At 68.6% G+C, this 19723-nt stretch carries 19 protein-coding genes; 11 read left to right on the top strand and 8 right to left on the bottom strand.

Annotation, left to right across the window (positions count from 1 at the left end; genetic code table 11):
- Nucleotides 1-60: 60 nt before the first annotated feature.
- Nucleotides 61-1389, bottom strand: a complete 1329-nt coding sequence (locus NDI65_RS00880; protein WP_310893141.1) for a DUF4147 domain-containing protein — start codon at nt 1387-1389, stop codon at nt 61-63.
- Nucleotides 1390-1442: 53 nt separating this feature from the next.
- On the opposite strand from NDI65_RS00880, the gene NDI65_RS00875 reads away from it, so the two are divergent.
- On the top strand, nt 1443-3122 hold the full coding sequence (locus NDI65_RS00875; protein WP_089777793.1) for a TraB/GumN family protein: 1680 nt from the start codon (nt 1443-1445) through the stop codon (nt 3120-3122).
- On the top strand, nt 3119-3742 hold the full coding sequence (locus NDI65_RS00870) for a metalloprotease (protein ID WP_089777791.1): 624 nt from the start codon (nt 3119-3121) through the stop codon (nt 3740-3742). Before NDI65_RS00875 ends, NDI65_RS00870 begins: the two co-directional genes overlap by 4 nt.
- Nucleotides 3743-4110: 368 nt before the next feature.
- Here NDI65_RS00870 and NDI65_RS00865 read toward each other — a convergent pair whose 3' ends face one another.
- A complete protein-coding gene (locus tag NDI65_RS00865; protein WP_089777789.1) occupies nt 4111-4347 on the bottom strand; it encodes a hypothetical protein in 237 nt (78 codons plus the stop codon).
- Between the two features lie 415 nt (nt 4348-4762).
- Here NDI65_RS00865 and purM point away from each other — a divergent pair, with 415 nt between their 5' ends.
- Both purM and NDI65_RS00855 read left to right on the top strand, forming a co-directional pair.
- Complete coding sequence (purM, locus tag NDI65_RS00860) at nt 4763-5737, top strand: phosphoribosylformylglycinamidine cyclo-ligase (RefSeq protein ID WP_089777787.1); 975 nt, start codon at nt 4763-4765, stop codon at nt 5735-5737.
- A gap of 72 nt (nt 5738-5809) precedes the next feature.
- Complete coding sequence (locus tag NDI65_RS00855; RefSeq protein WP_089777785.1) at nt 5810-7114, top strand: cytochrome P450; 1305 nt, start codon at nt 5810-5812, stop codon at nt 7112-7114.
- 45 nt (nt 7115-7159) lie between these two features.
- Here the strand turns inward: NDI65_RS00855 and NDI65_RS00850 are convergent, their stop codons facing one another.
- Nucleotides 7160-7699, bottom strand: coding sequence for a CBS domain-containing protein (locus NDI65_RS00850; RefSeq protein ID WP_004041437.1), 540 nt, complete (start codon nt 7697-7699; stop codon nt 7160-7162).
- 142 nt (nt 7700-7841) lie between these two features.
- Complete coding sequence (locus tag NDI65_RS00845) at nt 7842-8201, bottom strand: DUF555 domain-containing protein (protein WP_004970698.1); 360 nt, start codon at nt 8199-8201, stop codon at nt 7842-7844.
- A gap of 337 nt (nt 8202-8538) precedes the next feature.
- On the opposite strand from NDI65_RS00845, the gene NDI65_RS00840 reads away from it, so the two are divergent.
- Both NDI65_RS00840 and psmB read left to right on the top strand, forming a co-directional pair.
- Nucleotides 8539-8712 carry a hypothetical protein gene (locus NDI65_RS00840; protein WP_004970695.1) on the top strand — a complete coding sequence of 58 codons (174 nt, stop codon included), beginning with the start codon at nt 8539-8541 and terminating at the stop codon, nt 8710-8712.
- A gap of 147 nt (nt 8713-8859) precedes the next feature.
- The gene (gene psmB / locus NDI65_RS00835) at nt 8860-9591 is read left to right on the top strand and encodes a proteasome endopeptidase complex subunit beta (RefSeq protein WP_089777780.1); all 732 of its coding nucleotides are present in this window, start codon (nt 8860-8862) and stop codon (nt 9589-9591) included.
- An 80-nt stretch (nt 9592-9671) separates the two neighbouring features.
- Here the strand turns inward: psmB and NDI65_RS00830 are convergent, their stop codons facing one another.
- Nucleotides 9672-10049 carry a hypothetical protein gene (locus tag NDI65_RS00830; protein ID WP_089777778.1) on the bottom strand — a complete coding sequence of 126 codons (378 nt, stop codon included), beginning with the start codon at nt 10047-10049 and terminating at the stop codon, nt 9672-9674.
- Nucleotides 10050-10188: 139 nt separating this feature from the next.
- Entirely contained in the window at nt 10189-11718 is a 1530-nt protein-coding gene (locus NDI65_RS00825; RefSeq protein WP_089777776.1) for a hypothetical protein, read from the bottom strand.
- Between the two features lie 118 nt (nt 11719-11836).
- Between NDI65_RS00825 and ligA the strand changes: the two genes are divergently transcribed.
- From ligA to NDI65_RS00800, 5 genes are all read left to right on the top strand, one after another.
- Nucleotides 11837-13594, top strand: a complete 1758-nt coding sequence (gene ligA / locus NDI65_RS00820; protein ID WP_089777774.1) for an ATP-dependent DNA ligase LigA — start codon at nt 11837-11839, stop codon at nt 13592-13594.
- A gap of 72 nt (nt 13595-13666) precedes the next feature.
- Nucleotides 13667-14017 (top strand): hypothetical protein, encoded by a 351-nt coding sequence (locus NDI65_RS00815; protein WP_042663295.1) that lies wholly within the window; start codon nt 13667-13669, stop codon nt 14015-14017.
- Between the two features lie 103 nt (nt 14018-14120).
- Nucleotides 14121-14828: an MBL fold metallo-hydrolase gene (locus NDI65_RS00810; RefSeq protein WP_042663296.1), complete on the top strand. Its 708-nt coding sequence runs from the start codon at nt 14121-14123 to the stop codon at nt 14826-14828.
- 89 nt (nt 14829-14917) lie between these two features.
- Nucleotides 14918-15751 (top strand): alpha/beta hydrolase, encoded by an 834-nt coding sequence (locus NDI65_RS00805; protein WP_089777772.1) that lies wholly within the window; start codon nt 14918-14920, stop codon nt 15749-15751.
- 76 nt (nt 15752-15827) lie between these two features.
- On the top strand, nt 15828-16049 hold the full coding sequence (locus NDI65_RS00800) for a hypothetical protein (protein WP_042663298.1): 222 nt from the start codon (nt 15828-15830) through the stop codon (nt 16047-16049).
- 27 nt (nt 16050-16076) lie between these two features.
- Here NDI65_RS00800 and NDI65_RS00795 read toward each other — a convergent pair whose 3' ends face one another.
- Entirely contained in the window at nt 16077-17177 is a 1101-nt protein-coding gene (locus tag NDI65_RS00795) for a DNA topoisomerase IV subunit A (protein WP_089777770.1), read from the bottom strand.
- Entirely contained in the window at nt 17177-19573 is a 2397-nt protein-coding gene (locus NDI65_RS00790) for a DNA topoisomerase VI subunit B (RefSeq protein ID WP_089777768.1), read from the bottom strand. The genes NDI65_RS00795 and NDI65_RS00790 overlap by 1 nt, the downstream gene beginning before the upstream one ends.
- Nucleotides 19574-19723: the final 150 nt, after the last annotated feature.

The raw sequence follows: 19723 nt of genomic DNA, 5'->3' as shown, positions 1-19723 counted from the left end.
GGGGGTACTCCGCCGGAGGATACAAACCTGTTGTCCCGCCGCCCGGAGAACCGCCGGCGCTCAGACGCCCCCGCCGACCACGAGGACGCGCAGGTCGTTGACGTTCGTCCCCGTCGCGCCGGACTCGACGAGCGCGCCGGCCTCCCGGAGCACCGGGAGCGCGTCGTTTCTCGCCAGCGCGGCGCGGGCGTCGCCGGCGTCGACCGACGACGAGTCAACGATCGCGCCCGCGACGTCGGTCCCGCCGTCTTTCCCGTCGCTGTCGATGCTGGCGAGGACGGCCGCTTCGGGGAGTTCCGCGGCGGCCGCGAGGCAGAATTCGAGGTTCGGCCCGCCGTCGCCGTCGCCGCGGACCGTCACGGTGCACTCGCCGCCCGAGAGGACCACGGCGGGCGCGGGAATCGGGTTCCCGGTGGCGAGCGCCTCCTCCGCGACGGCGACGTGGGTCTTCGCGGCCTCGCGCGCCTCGCCGCGAACGCGAGACGAGAGGACGAGCGGGTCGTAACCGCGTTCGTCGGCCACCTCGCGGGCGGCGTCGAGCGCGGTGAACGTGTCCGCGAGGACGTGGTTCGTCACGCGGTCGAACACCGGGTCACCGGGCTTCGGCGTCTCTGGAATATCGCCAGCCGAACCGCGGGCGAGTCGGGTTCGGACCGACTTCGGCACGTCGAGGCCGAAGCGGTCCAGCACGTCGAGGGCGTCGTCGTAGGTCGTCTCGTCGGGCGCGGTCGGGCCGGAGGCGATGACGCCGAGGTCGTTTCCGACCACGTCCGAGAGCACGAGACCGACGACCGTCGCGGGCGCGGCGAGGCGCGCGAGACCGCCGCCTTTCAGCGTCGAGACGTGCTTTCGGACCGCGTTGAGGTCGTGAATCTCCGCGCCGCTTTCGAGCAGTCTGTCGGTCGTCTCCTGTAACTCGGCGAGCGAGACGCCCTCGGCCGGGGCCGGGAGGACCGCGCTCGCGCCGCCCGTGATGGCGGCGAGGACGAGCGTCCGGTCGTCGAGGTCCGTGAGGAGGTCAGCGAGCCGCCGGGTGCTCTCGACGCCGCGCGCGGAGGGGACCGGATGGTCGCCGGGCAGTCGCTCGATGCGTCCGTCGGGGCTCGGCGTCGGGTCGGGCGTCACCACGACGCCGCCGTCGATGCGGTCGCCGAGGACGGCTTCGAGGGCGTCTGCGACGCCGTTTCCGGCTTTACCCCCGCCGACGACGAGGATGCGGTCGTAGGCGGTCAGGTCGTACGCGGCGTCCGCGACGGTCAGCGTGTCGCCGTCGAGCGACACCGACTCGCGGACGACGCGGTCGGGAAGCACGGCCTCGACGCCGGCGCGGAGGCAGTCGATGGCCGTCTCGTGTGCGGGCGTCGGGGTTCGCGCGTCGAACTCCTGCATAGTTCGTGGGGGATGCCGACACGGATAAAAACCGTGGGGCGGTAAACCCGGCGATGAACGATTCGTCGCCCGGCGAGGGTCACGTCCGCGTCGTCGGCACGGCCCACGTCTCGGCCGACAGCGTCAGAGAGGTCGAAGAGACCGTCAGAGAGGAGCGTCCGGACGTCGTCGCGGTCGAACTCGACGAGGGGCGCTACCGGCAGCTGAAAGGCGGAACGCCCGACGACATCGAAGCGCGCGACCTGCTTCGCGGCAACACTGTTTTCCAGTTTATCGCCTACTGGATGCTCTCGTACGTCCAGTCGCGGATGGGAGATAAGTTCGACGTGAAGCCCGGCGCGGACATGCTCGCGGCCGTCGAGACCGCCGAGGACGAGGGCCTCGACGTGGCGCTCGTCGACCGCGACATCCAGGTGACCATCCAGCGCTTCTGGCGGCGGATGGGCACGCTCGAAAAGATGCGCATGGCCGGCGACCTCCTGTTCGGGGTCGCCGACGCCCGCGGCATCGGTGCGGTGTTCGGCATCGCCGTCGGCGTCTTCCTCGGGCCGCTCGTCGGCCTGTTCGGGGGCGCGGTCGGCGTCACCGACCTCCTGTTGACGCGCACCGCCACCGCCGCGGTCCTCGGGGCCGCGGCCGCGTACATGCTCTACACTGTCGCCTCGTTCTCCCTCGACGGCGACGACGCGGTCCTCGCGGGCCTCGGCGGCGGCGCGGCGGTCGGCATCGTCGCCGGCTTCGGCCTCGGCCTCGGAACCGGTCTCGTCTCGGGCGTCCTCGGGAGCCTCGGCACCGCCATCGTCGGGAGCCTCGTCATCGGCATCCTCGCGGGCGTCGTCGTGGGCGTCACCGTCGGCGCGGTCCTGAACGTCTTCGGCCTGTTCGCGCCCGTCGAGGGCGACGCCGACTACGAGGAGTTCGACATGGCCGAGCTGACCGACGGCGACGTGGTGTCGGCGATGATGGAGGAGTTCCGCCGGTTCAGCCCCGGCGGCGCGGAGGCGCTCATCGACGAGCGCGACGCCTACATCGCCCACCAGCTCGTCGCGCTCCGGCAGTCAGGCCGCCACGTCGTCGCCGTCGTCGGTGCGGGCCACCGCGAGGGCATCGAGAACTACCTCGAACACCCCGAGACGCTCCCGCCGATGGAATCGCTCGTCGGCGTCGCCGAAAAGGACGGCTTCCCGTGGGGCAAACTGCTCGGCTTCGGCGTCACCGCCGTGTTCGTCGCCTTCTTCGTCCTCCTGGCGATGGCCGGCGTCGGCAACGAACGGCTCCTGACCATCTTCGGCGCGTGGTTCCTCATCAACGGCGTGTTCGCCGCCGCGCTCGCCAAGGTCGCCGGCGCGCGGTGGACCTCCGCCCTCGTCGGCGGCCTCGTCGCGTGGATGACCTCCATCAACCCGCTTCTCGCGCCCGGCTGGTTCACCGGCTACGTCGAACTCCGACACACGCCGGTCAACGTCGGCGACATCGGCAAACTGAACGAACTGCTCGCAGACGAGGATACGCCCATCGTCGACCTCGTCGGCCAGATGTTCGACGTGCCGCTGTTCAAGCTCATCATGGTCGTCGCCATGACGAACATTGGGAGCATCATCGCGAGCTTCCTCTTCGTCACCTACGTCATCCCCGCCATCGCCTCCGACCTCGGCGGCGTCGCGGGCGTGGCGAACCTGATGTTCGAGGGCGCGCACAACAGCGCCGACCTCATCTGGAGGTCCCTGACGTGAACGTCTCGTTTTCCTCGCGCGAACTCCGCGACCTGCTCGTCGCGTGGGTCGCGCTCGGCCTCGCCTTCGCCATCTTCTTCGCCGGCGGCGGCAACCGGACGCTCCAACTGCTGACGAGCGGGTCGTTCGGCCTCGCGCTCGTCGTGAGCCTCCTGACGGCCGGCGTGGGCTTTCTCCTCCACGAGGTCGCCCACAAGGTCGTCGCCGTCAGGTTCAATCAGGTCGCCGAGTTCCGCGCCGATTACGGCATGCTCGCCATCGCCATCATGAGCGCGCTCGTCGGGTTCATCTTCGCCGCGCCCGGCGCGGTCTACCACCGCGGCGTGCTCACGGAGCGCGAACACGGTCTCATCGCCCTCGCCGGGCCGGTGACGAACCTCTTGCTCCTCGTCGCCTTCGCGCCCGTACTCGTCGTCGGCGTCGCCGCCGGTTCCGACGTGGTCCAACTCGTCGGCGCGCGCGGGCTCATCATCAACGCCTTCCTCGCGGCGTTCAACATGCTCCCGTTCGGCTCGCTCGACGGAAAGACGGTCCAGTCGTGGAGCACGCCGGTGTTCGCCGGCGTGCTCGTCCTGTCGATTCTCCTCACCGTCGGCCTGTTCCTGTTCGTCGGGTTCTGACCCGACGACGGGGGGTTAGGACGACCCCAACCGCTCGATTTCTGGTTCGTTTCGGTCTCGAAGCCGCGAGCGACTGCTCGATTCTCACAGGGACGAACGGAGGCAAAAGGGGCCGCGAAGGCGGGGTCCGGCCGGGTCGTCGAGGTCGGAGTCCGGGGGGAGGAAAGCGGAGGGTCGGTCGGCACGTCGAGGCCGGGTTCGAGCGGCGGGTCGGTCGGGTTGAGGTTGGATTGGGGGCTGCTGTCAGGTTGGGTTGGGTAGCGAGCGGTTCGCGGTCGGGCGGGGGGTGCAGACGTACGCTTCGCGGGGAGAGCGTCGGCGGGGACCGAGACGAATCCGGGTTGGTCGTACGCGTCGGGGGACCGCAGTTACTGCTGGCCGTGGTCGCGCCCGAGGACGAGCGCGACGGCGTGGAGGGCGATGAGCCCGGCGAAGAGAGGGATTTCGCCGGCGCTCAGACCGCCGCTGAGGACGGGCAGGTACGCGAGGGGCAGCGCGACTGCCGACCAGAACGCGACGGTTTCGACGGGGGCGTACGCGAGGCGGCCGACGGTCGATGCGAGGTCGAGCGCGATCGAGTCGTTCGTGGAGGGGATTCCGGACATCGTCACTTCTGCATACGACGGGGACCATAATATAAGGGGTCGAGCGTTACCGTGAATTCGGGTCCTTTTTCGACCGTTCAGGGCCGGGTTACGGAAGACATTCTTCTTTCGTAACGTTTTACGAACCGCTCAGACCGGCCGAGAAAGTTTATACACTCCTTTCGTGCTTTTTCGCAAATGTTGCGAAAGCTATTGATTATTCGATAACATCGGCTCGGAAGCCGACGATTAGGAGGGTCGTAGCGGGGGGCGTCCCGGAGCGCGCGCGGCCGACAGGAGGTGGGTAACCGAACGGGCGACGCCGGTCCATCGTGCCTCCGTCGTCGGCCGGACCGCCGGCGAACGCTCACCTATGCGAGAACGTGTATGATTCGTACCCTGTGATTTTATATTTCGGCCTATCTCGTACACGAACATGACGAACGACGACTCCGACGGGATGACCTACGCCGACGCGGGCGTCGACATCGAGGCGAGCGAGGCCGCGACCGCCGCGCTCGTCGCGCAGGTCGGCGGCGGGTCGGGCGACTACGCCGGCCTGCTCGACATCGGCGACCGTTACCTCGGACTCGCCACCGACGGCGTCGGCACTAAACTGCTCGTCGCCGAGGCGCTCGGCGATTACTCGACGGTCGGCATCGACTGCATCGCCATGAACGCCAACGACCTCGTCGCGGCCGGCGTCCGGCCCGTCGCGTTCGTGGACTACCTCGCGGTCGACGCCCCAGACGAGAGCTTCGCCGAGCAGGTCGGTCAGGGCCTCGCCGCGGGTGCCGAAGAAGCGGACATCGAACTCGTCGGCGGCGAGACGGCGGTCATGCCGGAGGTCATCAACGGCCTCGACCTCGCGGGCACCTGCGCCGGACTGGCGAAGAAAGACGCCATCTTCCCCGGCGAGGCCGAGGAGGGCGACGCGCTCGTCGGATTCCCGTCGTCGGGCATCCACTCGAACGGCCTCACGCTCGCCCGCAAGGCCGCAACGGCCGACGGCGACTACGACGACGCGTGGGACGGCGACGACTACGATACCGTCGGCGAGGCGCTCCTCGAACCGACGCGGCTCTACACCTACCTGCTGGACGACCTGCGCGCGGCCGAGACCAACGCGGCGGCCCACGTCACCGGCGGCGGCTGGACCAACCTCGAACGCATGGGCGAGTTCCGCTACGTCGTCGACGACGCCTTCGACCCCCAGCCGGTGTTCGAGTTCGTCCAGGAACGCGGCGGCGTCTCCGACGAGGAGATGCACACGACGTTCAACATGGGCACCGGCTTCGTCGCCGCCGTCCCCGAGGCGAACGCCGAGGCGCTGGTCGAAGCCACGGACGGTCGCGTCATCGGCCGCGTCGAGGCTGGCGAGGGCGTCTCGATTCGCGGCCTCGACCTCTGAGGCCGGACCGAGCGCCGAATCGAACTGTTCGATTAGAAGCACTATTTTACCGACGTTCGCCATAGTGGAGGTGTGACTTCACCGCCACCGACACCGAGCGGCCTCCCGCTCGTGGGGCACACCGTCGGCTTCGCGGCCGACCCGTTCGGCTTCGTCGCCGACCTCCTCGCGGACCACGGCGTCGAGGACGCGGTCGGACTGGACGTGGTGGGGATGGACGACCTGTACGTCCTCGCACACCCCGACCACTTCGAGCGGGCGTTCGTGACCGACCGCGACTCCATCGTCAAGGGCGGCGAGTTCGAGGCCGCCTTCGGCGACGCCGTCATCGCCGCCGAGGGGGACGAGTGGCGGCGACAGCGCGACGAGCTAGAGCCCTTCTTCCGCTGGGAGCGGGTCGACGACTACGCACCCGTGATGCGCCGGCAGGTCGAGCGCCGCCTGCGGACGTGGCCCGACTCGGGGACGCTGTCGCTCGAATCCGAGATGAAGGCGGTCACCCTGGACATCATCTTTGCCACCATCCTCGGACGGGAACTCGACCTCGACGGCGACGTGCGGATTCGGTCGGCCGCCGACGGTCTCAACGGCCGCTTCGCGCCCGCGTCGTGGGTGTTGCCGTCGTGGGTACCGACGCCGAGCCGACGCCGGTTCGACCGGGCCGACCGCGTCCTCCGCGAGGAGGTCCGCGAACTGGTCGAGACCGCCGACGAGGGGAGCCTCACGCGCCACCTCGCCGACGCGCTCGGAACCGACGCAGACTACCCGGCGACCGTCGAGTCGCTTGAGAACCAGCTCGTGGGCATGATTTTCGCCGGCCACGAGACGACCGCGCTCGCGCTCACCTACGCGCTGTACCTGCTCGCGACCCATCCCGACGCCCGGGGACGAGCCGTCGCCGAAGTCGACCGCGTCGTCGGCGACGGCCCCGTGACCGCCGACGCGACCGGGGAGCTCCCGGTGCTCGAACGCGTCATCAAGGAGACGCTCAGGCTCTATCCGCCGGTCCACACGCTCCCGCGGGAGACCGCGAAACCGTTTCCGACCGGCGACCGGGTCATCCCGGCGGGCACGGACATCCACCTCTCTGTCATCCGCATCCACCGCGACGAGCGGTGGTACGATGCCCCCCTCGCGTTCCGGCCCGGACGATGGGACGGCGACACCGACCGCCCCGCCTACGCCTACCTCCCCTTCGGGGCCGGGCCGCGGAGCTGTCTCGGCCGGGCGTTCGCGCTCACGGAGGCGAAAATCGTGCTCGCGACCGTGCTCCGCGACTTCGACCTCGACTGGGCCGGCGACGGAGAGTTAGCAATCACGCCCGAGATGACGACCCAGCCGAAGGGCGAGACGCCCCTCGTCGTCCGGCGGCGCTGACTCCGAGCGGCGTCGTCGGGGAACCGCCGTCGTTTCGGGGTCGGCTCAGATGTGGGCCGCGATGTCGGCCTCGGTGATGATGCCGACCGTCTCGCCGCTCTCGACGACGATGATTGCCGAGTTGTGGTCGAGGTAGACGCCGATTTCGTCCAGCGTCGTCTCGGGTTCGACCGTCGTGACGCCCTCTGACATGACCTCGTTGACCGGACGGTCGGTGACGTCGTCCTCCTGAACGTGACGGATGTCGGCGTTCGAGATGATGCCCAGCGGGCGGCCGTTCTCGATGACGGGCAACTGCGAGAAGCCGGCGTCGAGCATGATGTCGCGCGCCTCGCGGACGGAGTTGTCGGGGGCGACGCTCCGGACGGTCGTGTTCATGATGTCCTCCGCGCGCACGATGCGCCCTTCGGCCTCGTCCAGCGCCTCGACGATGCGCCGGAGCGTCGAGAGCCGCGGGTCGACGTCGCCGCCCTCGATGCGGGCGATGAGCGGCTGGGAGACCCCGGCCATGTCGGCGAGTTTGCTCTGCGTCAGTTCGAGGGAGTTCCGCCGTTCCCTGAGGTCTTGGGGCGTGGGAAGTTCCATGACGGGGGAATAACCCGTAGTTATGAAAAAGTGTTCCGGTCGCTCGCCTCGGGCGGTCGCCCCGAGTTCGGTGGTCGGCGGCGCGGTCCGATGCGGCCGGACGCGGCGGCGCGGTCCGATGCGGCCGGACGCGGCGGCGCGGTTACTGGTCTTCGTCGGAGTCGAACTCGCGGATGTCGATGACGTCGAGGGGGACGTCGCGGAGCGCGCCGCCGACCTCGCTTTTCGCGATGCGGGAGGCGTGCTTCTCGCCGTCCGCGTTGAAAATCTTGATTTCGAGGAGCAGGCCGACGAGCGCGGTGTTGGCCGCGATGAACGCGGAGTCGAACGGTTCGCCACAGGCGGGACAGGGCGTCGCGCCGACTTCGACCTCGACGTACTCCTTGTCCTTCTGGTTGAGTCGCTTGCCGGCCTCGCTGACCGCGACGCCGATGGCGTCGTCGATGTCCTCTACGTCCCGGACCAACCAGGCCGCCTCCATCGCGACGAGATAGTTGCTCATACACACGTTACGCGCCGGTGGGGTTTCGTGTCTTGTGGTTCGGGCGTCGGGGCGCGTGGGATTCACACGCCCGGCGCGCGAGCGGGCGTCCCGTCCGAACCCGCGACGCTCACGTCGTTCGACCGGAGCGCGCACGACTCGCGCATGCCACTGCGATTATCGCTATAACTTATGGAGAAGCGCTCCGCGGGTCACGCGCGACTCACGCCGAATGGTCGGTCTAGTTGGATTAGAGACAACTGCGCTTTAATCGGCAGACAGCGCCGGGGTGACGTGCGCCCGGCTGAGAGAAGACTTATATACCGGCACCGCCCGAGCCACGACTGAGGACACGGTGATGATTCCCCGCCTAACGAAGTACGTCCTGTTTGCCGCCTACCAGCTATCGGTCGCGATGGGTATCGCGCTCCTCCCCATCGCGCTCGCCGCTCGCCGGATGGGTGTGACCCTCCCGATTCGCCGGCTCGTGGAGACGACCGGAACCGCCTACGAACGCGCCGCGGGTCGCTAAGCCGACTCACGCGACCGCTTCCTCCCGACGACACTCGCCGCGAGCGACCGCGCCGCGCGGCCGCCGCCGACGCGCGGACGATGTTTGGCACCGGCAACGGCGAGGCGAAGGGTTGCATTTATCAGCGCCGAAGTGCAATCGCTGACAATGCGTACCCCGACTCACGACGAGTTCTCCGGCCGTCTCGACTCGCTGAACGGCGACCGCTCGAACGTGTTCGGCCCCGAACTCGGCGAGTTCTCGAACGCCGAGCGTCGCGCCGACTCGCTCGGTGACAAAGAGACGAAGACCGGAACGACCACCGTCGGCATCAAGACCGAAGAGGGCGTCGTCCTCGCGACCGACATGCGCGCCAGCATGGGCTACATGGTCTCCTCGAAGGACGTCCAGAAGGTCGAAGAGATTCACCCGACGGGCGCGCTGACCATCGCCGGCTCCGTGTCGGCCGCCCAGTCGCTCATCAGCTCCCTCCGCGCGGAGGTCCGCCTCTACGAGGCCCGCCGCGGCGAGGACATGAGCATGCAGGCGCTGTCGACGCTCGTCGGCAACTTCCTCCGCTCGGGCGGGTTCTACGTCGTCCAGCCCATCCTCGGCGGCGTCGACGAGACCGGCCCCCACATCTACAGCATCGACCCCGCCGGCTCCATCCTCGAAGAGGAGTACACCGTCACCGGCTCCGGCAGCCAGTACGCCCTCGGTGTGCTCGAACAGGAGTTCGAAGACGGCCTCAGCATCGACGAGGCGAAGCAGGTCGCCACGAAGGCCATCCGCTCCGCGGTCGAGCGCGACCTCGCGTCGGGTAACGGCATCAACATCGCCGTCGTCACCGAGGACGGCGTCGACATCCAGCGCCACCAGAACTTCGAAGGCCTCGAATAAGTCGCCCGCAGTCGGCGGTTTCTCTCCGTTTTCGCGACTTGCGACCGGCGGGGCTCCCGCGGTTCCCGCTCGCTCGTCACTCAGTCGTCGCCCGGAAGCGGCCGCACGAGCCCGTACCACGCCCGGTAGACGACCACGCCGAGGACGCGCCCGAGTCCGAGGCTGTACCGGAACGACTCGGTTCGGGGGAGCAGTCGGCGCTCGACCACGATACTGAGGAGGCTGACGGCCATCCCGCGACGCCGATTCGTGCGAACTTTCCAGCTATCGCGGTCGTAGGCCCACACCTGCCCGGCACCCCACGCCCCGCCGACGGCGAGTCCGCCCGGCGACAGCGGCGTCGGTTCGTGCGACTCGTCGTCGCTGGAGCGGAGCAGACGGCGCATCGACACCATCCAGAGCGCGGTGAGAAGCGCGATACCGAACTCGGCGACGGCTTTCGTCCGACGGGAGACCATACGCGGCGTTCGAGCGGCACGATAATAGTTATTTCTCCGACAAGAGTGCGCGGAGCGCGTGAGAGCCAGCGACCGACGAGAACGGCCGCCGCGTCGTCGCCGACGTGGGGCGGACGCAGACGCGGACGCCCGCGCCGGCTCAGAACCAGTCGGCGAACGCGCCTTCGAGCAGCGAGTCGGACTGTCGCTCGACGTACTCGCGTTGCATCTCGCGGAGCGCCGTCTCGAAGTCACCGCCGTCGTCGAGGGCGTCGCGGACGCGGGCGCACTTCCAGTCGGCCGGCGTGACGCCCGTCTCGACGCGCTTGCGGAGGGGTTCGAGGTAGTAGTTGGCCTCCTCCTCGGAACAGCCCGCCAGCCGAAGCCCGTCGCGGGCGTGGACGAGCAGGTCCTCGTAGAGGTCCGCGCCGGTCGCATCGTCGCCGTCGACGTCTATCCAGCGCAGGTCGCCGTGGGGACCCTCGCGCATCGCGGTGTAGAAGTTCTCCTCAGCGGTCTCCCAGTCGAGGTCGATGACGGGGTGGTCGAGTCGGGGGAGCCGCTCCATGAGGCCCGCGAAGGCGGCCTGAAACGCGACCGAGTCGCGGACGGTCGGCTGGCCCGCGATGGGCCGGAACTCGATGCGGGCGTTGGCCGACGACCGGGACGCGCCGTCGAACACCGGGCGGACCCACCGCCAGTAGGTGCCGTGTTTCCGGCGGAGCGTTGCGAAGTCGTCGTCGAAGCGGTCGCCGCGCTCGACCGACATGGGGACCATCGTGGAGTCCTCGACGACGCGGTCGACGGCGTCTTCGACGGTGTCGAGGTCGCCGGGGAAGGAGACCTTCTCGTGATCGCCGGAGTTGAGCACCGACTCGAACACCGCGATTCGGTTTTCGTCCCAGCTGTCGGCGAGAATCTCCTCGCCCGTCACGTCCTCGTCGTAGAGGTCGGCCGGGAAGAACGGCGAGTTGACGCCGAGCGCGAGGAGCGGGCCGGCGACCCGCAGCGCGTAGTTGAAGTGGTACGGCAGGTCGTCGGCGTGCGGGACCTGATAGTGCGGCTGGATGGACGTGATGAGCGCCTCGGGCATCACGGTGTCCGCTTCGAGCGAGACGTGCGGCGCGTCGAGCGTGAACGACGGCGGGGCGGTCGGCCCGTTCGCCATCGCGTGGTATCGCACGGAGTTGCTCATGTTCGTCGCGAGGCGGACGCCCCCGTCGGTGACGGAGTCGGTCAGGTACTCGCGGGCGCTCTCGCCGGCCGGCGGGATGCTCCACATCCCGTCGGAGACGAGGCGCATCCCCTCCGCGGCGGCGCAGTCGAGCGCGGCGTCGAGTCGGGCGCGGACCTCGGACTCCTGCGCGCGGAGGCCGTGGGGGTTCAGCGGCTGGGGGCTCGTGGTCATCTCGGCGTTGTGGAGCCCCAGTTCCTTCTCGAATCCCATGAGGCCGAGCAGCCGGCGCGGGACCCGCATGAGCGCGTGTACGTCGTCTTCGCTCGCGGACCAGCGACCGTCGGAGACGGCGTAGAACTCGTACTCCAAGCCGACGATGGACTGGTGGTTGTCGAAGGTCCCCTCGCGCAGTTCGCGCTTGAGCACCTCGGCGTCGGCTCTCGCTTGCGCTTCGAACTCGGCCGCGTCGACCGCGAGCACGTCTTCGACGCGCTCTGCGAGGTCGTCGCTCATACCCGGCGTTCCGACGGCGAAGGCCTTCAACTTCCCGGCACTCCGGCCGTTCGACAGCGAATCACATCCCCGACGGCTGTCGAGACGCTTTTGCCCCGCGCGGCGATACCCACGGACGATGCAGTTCGCCGAGTTCGCCGCCCGCGCCGCCGAGATAGAAGCCGAGCCAGCGGACCTCGCGGTCGTCTCGCTCCTCTCAGACCTCTTTTCTGACGCCGGCGACGACCTCGACACGGTCGCTCGGTTCGTCCAGGGCCGGGTCTTCCCGGCGTGGGACTCGACCACGCTCGACATCGGCCCGCGGCTCTGTCACGAGGCCATCGCCCGCGCCGCCGGCCCGAACGTCTCGGCCGACGACGTGGAAGACCGCCTCGCCGACCGCGGCGAAATCGGCGCGGTCGCCGCGAGCTACGACTTCGGCGGCCAGCGCGGCCTCGCCGCCTTCGGCTCTGGCGGACAGGACGGCCTGACCGTCGCCGAAGTCGATTCCGAACTCCGGGCGCTCGCGGCCGCCTCCGGTTCGGGGAGCGAGGAGACGAAGCTCAAGACGCTCTACGGCCTGTTCAACCGGACCGACCCCGACGAGGCGCGCTTCCTCGCGCGACTCGTCCTCTCGGAGATGCGCATCGGCGTCGGGGAGGGGACCGTCCGCGACGCCGTCGCCGAGGCGTTCTTGGTCGACCCCGCGGACGCCGCCGCCATCCGCGACGACGACGCCGACTCCGAGACTGAAGCCGCCGCCCGCGACCGCCGGAACGACGCCATCGCCGCCGTCGCCCGCGCCCTGCAGGTGTCGAACGACTACGGCATGGTCGCAGAACTCGCCCGCGACGAGGGCGAGGCCGGTCTCGACGGGGTCCGCCTCGAAGTCGGCCGCCCCGTGCAGGCGATGCTGGCGCAGGCCGGCACCGCCGCCGACGCGCTCGACGAGTGGGACACCGCCGCGGTCGAGACCAAGTTCGACGGCGCGCGCGTGCAGGTCCACCGCGACGCCGACGGCGAGGTCTCGCTGTTCTCGCGCAACATGGAGGACGTGACCGACGCGCTCCCCGAGGTGGTCGAGTTCGTCGCGGACGCGGTCGACGAACCCGTCATCCTCGACGGCGAGGTCGTGGCGATGGACGACGACGGCGAACCCCTCCCGTTTCAGGAGATTCTCCGGCGCTTCCGTCGCAAGCACGACGTGGGGCGGATGCGCGAGGAGGTCCGCGTCGAACTCCGGGCGTTCGACTGCCTGCACGCCGGCGGCGACGACCTCCTCACCGACCCGCTTTCCGCCCGCCACGATCGACTGACCGCGGTCCTCGGCGGCGACTCGGCGGCCGTCTCGGACCTCCTCCTCTCGGACGATCCGGACGAAATCGCCGCCTACGAGGCCGACGCCCTCGACGCCGGCCACGAAGGCATCATGCTGAAGAACCCCGACGCGCCGTACTCGCCGGGCGACCGCGGGAAGAACTGGTTGAAGCGCAAGCCCGACGTGGAGACGCTGGACCTCGTCGTCACCGGCGCGGAGTGGGGCGAGGGCCGCCGCGCGGAGTTCCTCGGGACGTTCCTGCTTTCGGCCCGCGTCGAAGCCGACTCGGGCGACGACGCCTTCGAGACCATCGGCAAGGTCGCCACGGGCATCACCGACGAGGAGTTGGCCGAGTTGACCGACCTCCTCGAACCCGAAATCGAACGCGAGGCGGGAAAGGAGGTCGACATCCGCCCGTCGGTCGTCTTCGAGGTCGGCTACGAGGAGATTCAGGCGTCGCCGACGTACTCCTCGGGCTACGCGCTTCGGTTCCCGCGGTTCGTCACCGTCCGCGAGGACAAGACCGCCGAGACGGCCGACTCGCTGGACCGCGTGGAGCGACTGGCCGACTCGCAGTGAGCGACGCTCGCCCCGGGTCGCGCCCAAAGGGATTTACTGTCCCAACAGACACGTTTTCAGACGGTTCCTACCATGAATCTCGACGCCCTCTGGAGACCGACCCTCCTGTATACGGGTCTCCTCGGACTGCTCACGGTCGGCGCGGTGTATCTCGCGACGCACTCGGGGATGTACATGCTGGCGTTGCTGGGGGCCGGCGTGCTGCTCGTCGTACTCGGCGGCGGGGCCGTGGGTCAGATGGGCCCCAGCAACGTCGAACACGCGGGCGAGAAAGGCGGGACGAACCGGGTCGTCTCGAACGCGGGGCTGTGGTCCCCCGTCGAGACGGACACCTCGCTCCGACTCGCCCTCCTGTTCTACGGGGCCGGCGTGTTCCTGTGGAGCCTCGTCGTGTTCGGCGTCCTGCGGGACACCCTCGTCTGAGTCGGACCCCCGCCGCGCACCCGCCACGTCACTCGTCCTCGCCCGAACCGGCCGATTCGCCCCGAGAGCCGCGCTTTTTACCCCTCGGTTCGAGGTGTCGCGTATGACCATCAAACACGACGGCCTCGACGTGTCGTGGCTCGGCTACGCGACCGTCAGAATCGAGTCGCCCGACGGCTTCGTCGTCTACTTCGACCCCGGCCGCTACGGCGTCCTCGACGACTACTACGCCCGCGACGGCGACCTGATTTTGGTCACGCACAACCACCACTACGACTCCGACGCCATCGAGCAGGTCGCCGACGCCGACGCGACCGTCGTCGCCTTCGAGGGCGTCGACGCCGCGACCATCGACCGCGACGTGGTGCCGGTCGAAGACCTCCCCTACGAGACGGTCCGCGTCGGCGAGGAGGACCACCTCACCGTCGGCGAGGTCGACGTGTGGTCGCTCCCGGCGTTCAACGACCCCGACGGCCCGCACCTCCGCGACGGCGACGTGGTCCACCCCCGCGGGTTCGGCTGTGGCTTCCACATCTCAATCGCCGACCGAACCGTCTTCTGGCCCGGCGACTCCGACGTGCTGGCGGGCCACGAACACCTCGAAGTGTCGCTGTTCCTCGCCAACATCGGCGGGTCGGTCGTGATGGACCGCCGCGAGGCCGCCGACCTCGCTGAGACGCTCGACCCCGACCTCGTGCTCCCGATTCACTACGACACCATCCCGCTTCTCGAAACCGACCCGGACGCCTTCGTCGTGGACGTGGCGAACCGCGGCATCCCGGTCGTCCTCGACGACCCCGACCAAGTCTGAGGGGGCGACCGCGGGACGGACAGCCGAACAGCCGGACGGGCTAGCGAATGGACAGAACGATTTTGCCGCGCCGGGCCGTCGGTTCGGGTATGGACCTCGACTACGGCATGCTCGGCGGCCGGCGGCCCTACTACCGCTTCGGCGACGCCGACGCCGACCCGCTCGTGGTGCTTCCCGGCCTCTCCGACGCCTTCCAGCGCATCGACCCGAACCGCGGAACTGCGGCGGCGCTCGCCGGTCTGTTCCGCGAGTTCGACGACCGCGACGTGTGGGTGGTCGGCCGGCCGCGACACCTCCCGGTCGGGTCGACCACGCGCGACATGGCCGCGGGCTACGCGGGCGTCATCGACGAACAGGACCTGTGGCCGGCGGACGTTATCGGCGTCTCGATGGGCGGTCTCGTCGCCCAGTACCTCGCCGCCGACTACGGCGACTACGTGGACTCGCTGGCGGTCGTCTCCGCCGGGACGCGACTCGGCGGCCACGGCGAGAACGTCGTGACGCGCTGGCGCTCGCTGGCGGGCAAGGGCCGCTGGGCCGAGGTCGTCGCCGACGCGGAACGGGAGTCCGCGACCGGCCTCGAAGCGACGGTCGCCCCGGCGCTCATCGAGGCGGCCGGCCGGGTCGTCGACCTCCGACCCGCCGTCCCCGCCGACGCCGTCGTCTCCTGTACGGCCTGTCTCGAACACGACTCTCGGGAGGTTCTCGGCGTCGTCGACGCGCCGACGCTCGTCGCCGCCGGGAGGTCCGACCGACTGTTCCCCGAACCGCGGGTTCGGGAACTCAAAGACGGCGTCGCGGACGCGACGCTCGCGCTGTTCTCCGGGGCGGGTCACAACCTCACGACCAGCGAGCCGCGAACGCTGAACGGCGTCGTCAGGCGCTACTTCGACGGGTTCCGCGGGAACGGGCTGTACCCGTAACTGCCCTCCGGAAGCTGACACCCCTGAAACACTCTCGGGGCAACAGGCTCATACAGCGGGCGGCCGTCGGACCGCCATGCGCGACGCCCTCCGGTCGAGCCCGCTTTTCAGCGTCCGTCGGCTCCTCGTCTGTCTCGTCGTCACGCTCGTCGTCGTGACGACCGACGCGCTGTTTTTTCACATCGAACCGACCCGAACCGCCGCGGAGTTCGCAACCGAGGTGGCGGTTCACACCCTCGGCTTCTACGGCGGCTACACGCTCGTTGCACTGTTCAATCGGTCCGGAGCAGGGCGGTAGAAAAGCGGTGACCGGGAGTGACCGGGGTTAGATGATGCCCATCTCGTCGAGGCGCGTCGGCAGGTACTCGTCGGTCACGAAGTCGAGACCGCGGGAGGCCAGCGCCTGCTGTTCGGCCTTCTTGCCGATGTCGAGTTGGAGCTCTATCTGTTCGGTCCAGTAGTCGCTCATGAACCGCGGGTCCTCCAGCTCGGACTGGAGCGCGTTAATGTCGGAATCTGCGAGCGGGTCGGTCGGGAGGTCGTAGTCCACGATGTCCTGCGGCTGGATGCCGACGAACTTCGCCTCGGGCGTGGCGAGATACTCCGAGAGGTGCGCGGACTTGATAGAGCCGTAGGCGACGGAGCCGAAGATGCGGTAGGACCACGGGTCGCCGTCTGTGAACACCACGACCGGCAGGTCGAGTTCGTCGTGCAGGCGCTTGGTGATGCGCCGGGTGGCGCGCGCCGGCTGGCCGCCGAGGTGGACGACGAGCGCGTTGTAGTCGTCGTCGAAGCCGTTCTCGACGAGTCGGTCGCGCATCCCACCGGTCTCGACGCACATGACGAACTCGACGTCGTGTTCGAGGAACTCGATGGTGTCGGGGTTGTTCGGAATCTGGTAGCCGCCCTGTCCCACGTCCAACTGGCAGTGAATCTCGCGGTCGCCGCGGTTCGTCTGCTCGCGGATTTTGAGGGGGCCCATGAGCTTCGCGCCGGACTCCTCCGGGCGCATGTGGAAGTCCTCGCGCTTGACCTCGCTGACGATTTCCAAGTCCTCGATGAGCTTGTTGGACTCGTCTTGGTCGGAGAAGTGCGCCTCCTCGTTGTCCCACGACTCGGAGATGTAGTACAGCTCACGCAGGGTAGAGGAGCGGTCCTCGTCCAACTGCCGCGCGAGGAACTCGATGGTGTAGGCGGCCTTCAGGAGCTTTCGCGCACCCCGGACGCTGTTCGCAGAGCGCTTCGAGGTCCGGTCGCCGTACACCCAGACGTTGGCGTCCTCGTCGTACTCGATGTTGCTTTTCGTCCGCGTCGGGAGCGTCATGTGCGGAATCTCCCCCGCGTCGAACTGGTCGTAGAACTCCGCCGCGAGGTCGATGAGACGCTCGCGGGTGCGTTCCTCGGATGTCTTCCGTTCGGATGCCATTATACGTTCACCGTGAGTTTCTCCGTCTCGACGCCGTCGACGTTGATGTCGAACGACGCGTCCTGTGCGACCGAGTACGTGAGCGTCGCCGTCTCACCGGACGACACCTCGGGGTTCCACTTGACGAACCACTCCCCGTCGAGGTCGACGACCGTCGCCTCGCCGTCGAGGCCGGCCGGCTCCGCCGAGACGATGTCCGTGATGTCCGGCGACTCGTTCGTGTTGGAGTAGTTTTTCACCGTGAGCGTCACCTCGCCGTCGTCGACGGCCCGCTCGACGGTCAGGTTGTTCATGATGCGGCCGAGCGCGCCGTCGATGTTGGGCTCCGGTCGGCCGGTGACCTCAGAGAGCTTCGTCGCCATCTGCGGGAGGATGCGGCCGAGGACGTCCTGTTTCTCGCGGCGCTTCTGGAGCGACCGCCGCTTCGAGAGGTAGGACTTGAGGTCTCGGGCCGCCTCGCGGATGGCGAGTTCGACCTCGTCTTGAATCGCCGGCACGTCCGCGAGCGCGTCCTTCGACTCGCTCGTAAAGGGGACGTTCGTGGAGGCGACGTGGACCATGAGGACCGCGGGACCGCTCGGCATGCCGGTACCGCCGGGTTGGTCGAGGCCGTAGTTCCGCCAGCCGATGTCCTTGACGACGTGGGTGATGGTACACGCCCCCTGCTGGTAGACGAGGGGCACGCGGTTGGCGAAGCGGAGCAGGTCGATTTTCCCCTCGGACTTCAGTTCACCGCCGTAGGCGATGCCGGCCTCGACGATGAACGGGTCGCCGCCGTGGACCTCGGCGTCGCGGGTCGCCGCGGCGTAGAAGTCGGCGTCGAACTCCTTTTTCAGGCCGGCCTCGACGAGGTCGGCGGAGATGGGCGACAGACAGTCCGTCGGCGGTGCGAGGATGTCCGTCTGGCGCATCGCGTCGAGCAGGTCGCGGGCCACGTCGCGGTCGTCCGAGACTTCCCGGACCTTCGGCACCTCGTCTGCGACGGTGCGCATCCGCGACCAGATGGCGTCGCCGATGTTCTCTTGGGCCGTCTCGCCGTAGGTCTCGTCCTCGCGTTCTTTGGTCCGCTCGGCCGCCCACGAGACGAACTCGGCCACGTCGTCGCGGGTGGCGCGGTCCGCCGGGCCGGTCGTCTCGGCGAACTGCGTGGCGATGGAGCGCGCCATCGACAGCTTGCCGGCGTCGTCTTTCTGCGTGGTCGTCACGTCGTCGACGATGGCGTACACGTCGCCCTCGCGGTCGTCGGTGAGGACGGGCCACAGCGCCTCGACGACGTTCTCGCGGACCGTCTCGCCGAACGAGGTGTCGGTGTCCTCGCCGACCGATTCGGCGACGTTTTCGACGATAGTGACGAGTTCTCCGTGGGCGATGCGGTCCTTGCCGACGACGATGCCGACCAGTTCGTCCGCGAACGCCGCGGTCGCCTCCCTGCCCTTGTTGGCGACGGCGTCCTCGACGACGGCGACGAGGTCGTTCGTCTCGGACGCGTCGGGCGTCCGCCACGTCATCTCGCGGCCGAAGTGCCGGTCGCGGAAGGCGTCGTGAACCTTGTCGGAGGTCTTCGCGCCGACGCGGGTGAACTCCTCTTGGAGGAAGCCGGAGACGGAGTACGATTCAGTGGCCGAGAGCATCTTCAGGAGCGTCCCGAGTTCGACGCCGTGAGGGTGGGGACGAATCTCCTTCGTCTGCTTCGGAAGCTGGTCGGTCGCCCGCTCGAACTTCATCGGCTCGTCGAGGCCGGGTTCCCGGAGTTCGAGTCGGGCGTGGGGATTGACGACCGCCGTGTGGAGGATGTAGTCGTGGAGCTGCTGGCGGGCGCGCATGTTGGCTTCCATCTCCAACTCGATGCGCGTGCCGTGGGGGCGGTCCCACGAGGTCGTCTTCTCGGTGCGAATCTCGGGTTCGTTCTGGTCCGTGTTGATGACGAGTTCGAAGTACTCGGCGTCCTCCGAGCCCTGCGTCCGGCTCGTCACCTTGGCGGGCTTGCCGCTCGTCAACTGCGAGTAGAGGACCGCCGCGGAGATACCGATACCCTGCTGGCCGCGGGACTGTTCGCGCGCGTGGAAGCGAGAGCCGTAGAGGAGCTTCCCGAACACTTTGGGCACCTGCTCTTTCGTGATGCCCGGCCCGTTGTCCTCGATGACGAGGCGGTAGTAGTCGCCCGCCTCGGCTATCTCCACGTAGATGTCGGGCTGGATGCCCGCCTCCTCCGTGGCGTCGAGCGCGTTGTCCACCGCTTCCTTGACGGCGGTGACCAACCCGCGGGCTCCGCTGTCGAAGCCCAACATGTGCTTGTTCTTCTCGAAGAACTCGGCGATGGAGATCTCCCGCTGGCCCTTCGCCAGCTCCTCTGCGATCCCCGGCTCGTCACCGAGTGTCGACTGGAACGAGGTCATTTCCTGATGCGCATCTACCCAGTCCCGCGTTAAGTACTCACCGGCAACGGAGTGAAAGTGAACACGGGACGTTGACGCGCTTCGAGGGGCGTTCGCGCCGGAACGACGAATCGTGTTACACAGAGTCACTCACGAAACACGGGTCAGCCG

Source organism: Haloferax sp. S2CR25, from assembly GCF_031624535.1.
GTDB classification, from domain to species: Archaea; Halobacteriota; Halobacteria; order Halobacteriales; family Haloferacaceae; genus Haloferax; species Haloferax massiliensis.
This window is presented reverse-complemented; position numbering and strand designations above follow the sequence as displayed.

Bases quoted from the DNA above. Each gene is read 5' to 3' on its own strand.
- NDI65_RS00805 (WP_089777772.1), top strand. From the start codon at position 14,918: ATGGACCTCGACTACGGCATGCTCGGCGGCCGGCGGCCCTACTACCGC.
- NDI65_RS00790 (WP_089777768.1), bottom strand. From the start codon at position 19,573: ATGACCTCGTTCCAGTCGACACTCGGTGACGAGCCGGGGATCGCAGAG.
- NDI65_RS00825 (WP_089777776.1), bottom strand. From the start codon at position 11,718: ATGAGCGACGACCTCGCAGAGCGCGTCGAAGACGTGCTCGCGGTCGAC.
- purM (WP_089777787.1), top strand. From the start codon at position 4,763: ATGACGAACGACGACTCCGACGGGATGACCTACGCCGACGCGGGCGTC.
- NDI65_RS00815 (WP_042663295.1), top strand. From the start codon at position 13,667: ATGAATCTCGACGCCCTCTGGAGACCGACCCTCCTGTATACGGGTCTC.
- NDI65_RS00840 (WP_004970695.1), top strand. From the start codon at position 8,539: ATGATTCCCCGCCTAACGAAGTACGTCCTGTTTGCCGCCTACCAGCTA.
- psmB (WP_089777780.1), top strand. From the start codon at position 8,860: ATGCGTACCCCGACTCACGACGAGTTCTCCGGCCGTCTCGACTCGCTG.
- NDI65_RS00810 (WP_042663296.1), top strand. From the start codon at position 14,121: ATGACCATCAAACACGACGGCCTCGACGTGTCGTGGCTCGGCTACGCG.
- NDI65_RS00830 (WP_089777778.1), bottom strand. From the start codon at position 10,049: ATGGTCTCCCGTCGGACGAAAGCCGTCGCCGAGTTCGGTATCGCGCTT.
- NDI65_RS00880 (WP_310893141.1), bottom strand. From the start codon at position 1,389: ATGCAGGAGTTCGACGCGCGAACCCCGACGCCCGCACACGAGACGGCC.
- ligA (WP_089777774.1), top strand. From the start codon at position 11,837: ATGCAGTTCGCCGAGTTCGCCGCCCGCGCCGCCGAGATAGAAGCCGAG.
- NDI65_RS00875 (WP_089777793.1), top strand. From the start codon at position 1,443: ATGAACGATTCGTCGCCCGGCGAGGGTCACGTCCGCGTCGTCGGCACG.
- NDI65_RS00845 (WP_004970698.1), bottom strand. From the start codon at position 8,201: ATGAGCAACTATCTCGTCGCGATGGAGGCGGCCTGGTTGGTCCGGGAC.
- NDI65_RS00800 (WP_042663298.1), top strand. From the start codon at position 15,828: ATGCGCGACGCCCTCCGGTCGAGCCCGCTTTTCAGCGTCCGTCGGCTC.
- NDI65_RS00795 (WP_089777770.1), bottom strand. From the start codon at position 17,177: ATGGCATCCGAACGGAAGACATCCGAGGAACGCACCCGCGAGCGTCTC.
- NDI65_RS00865 (WP_089777789.1), bottom strand. From the start codon at position 4,347: ATGTCCGGAATCCCCTCCACGAACGACTCGATCGCGCTCGACCTCGCA.
- NDI65_RS00850 (WP_004041437.1), bottom strand. From the start codon at position 7,699: ATGGAACTTCCCACGCCCCAAGACCTCAGGGAACGGCGGAACTCCCTC.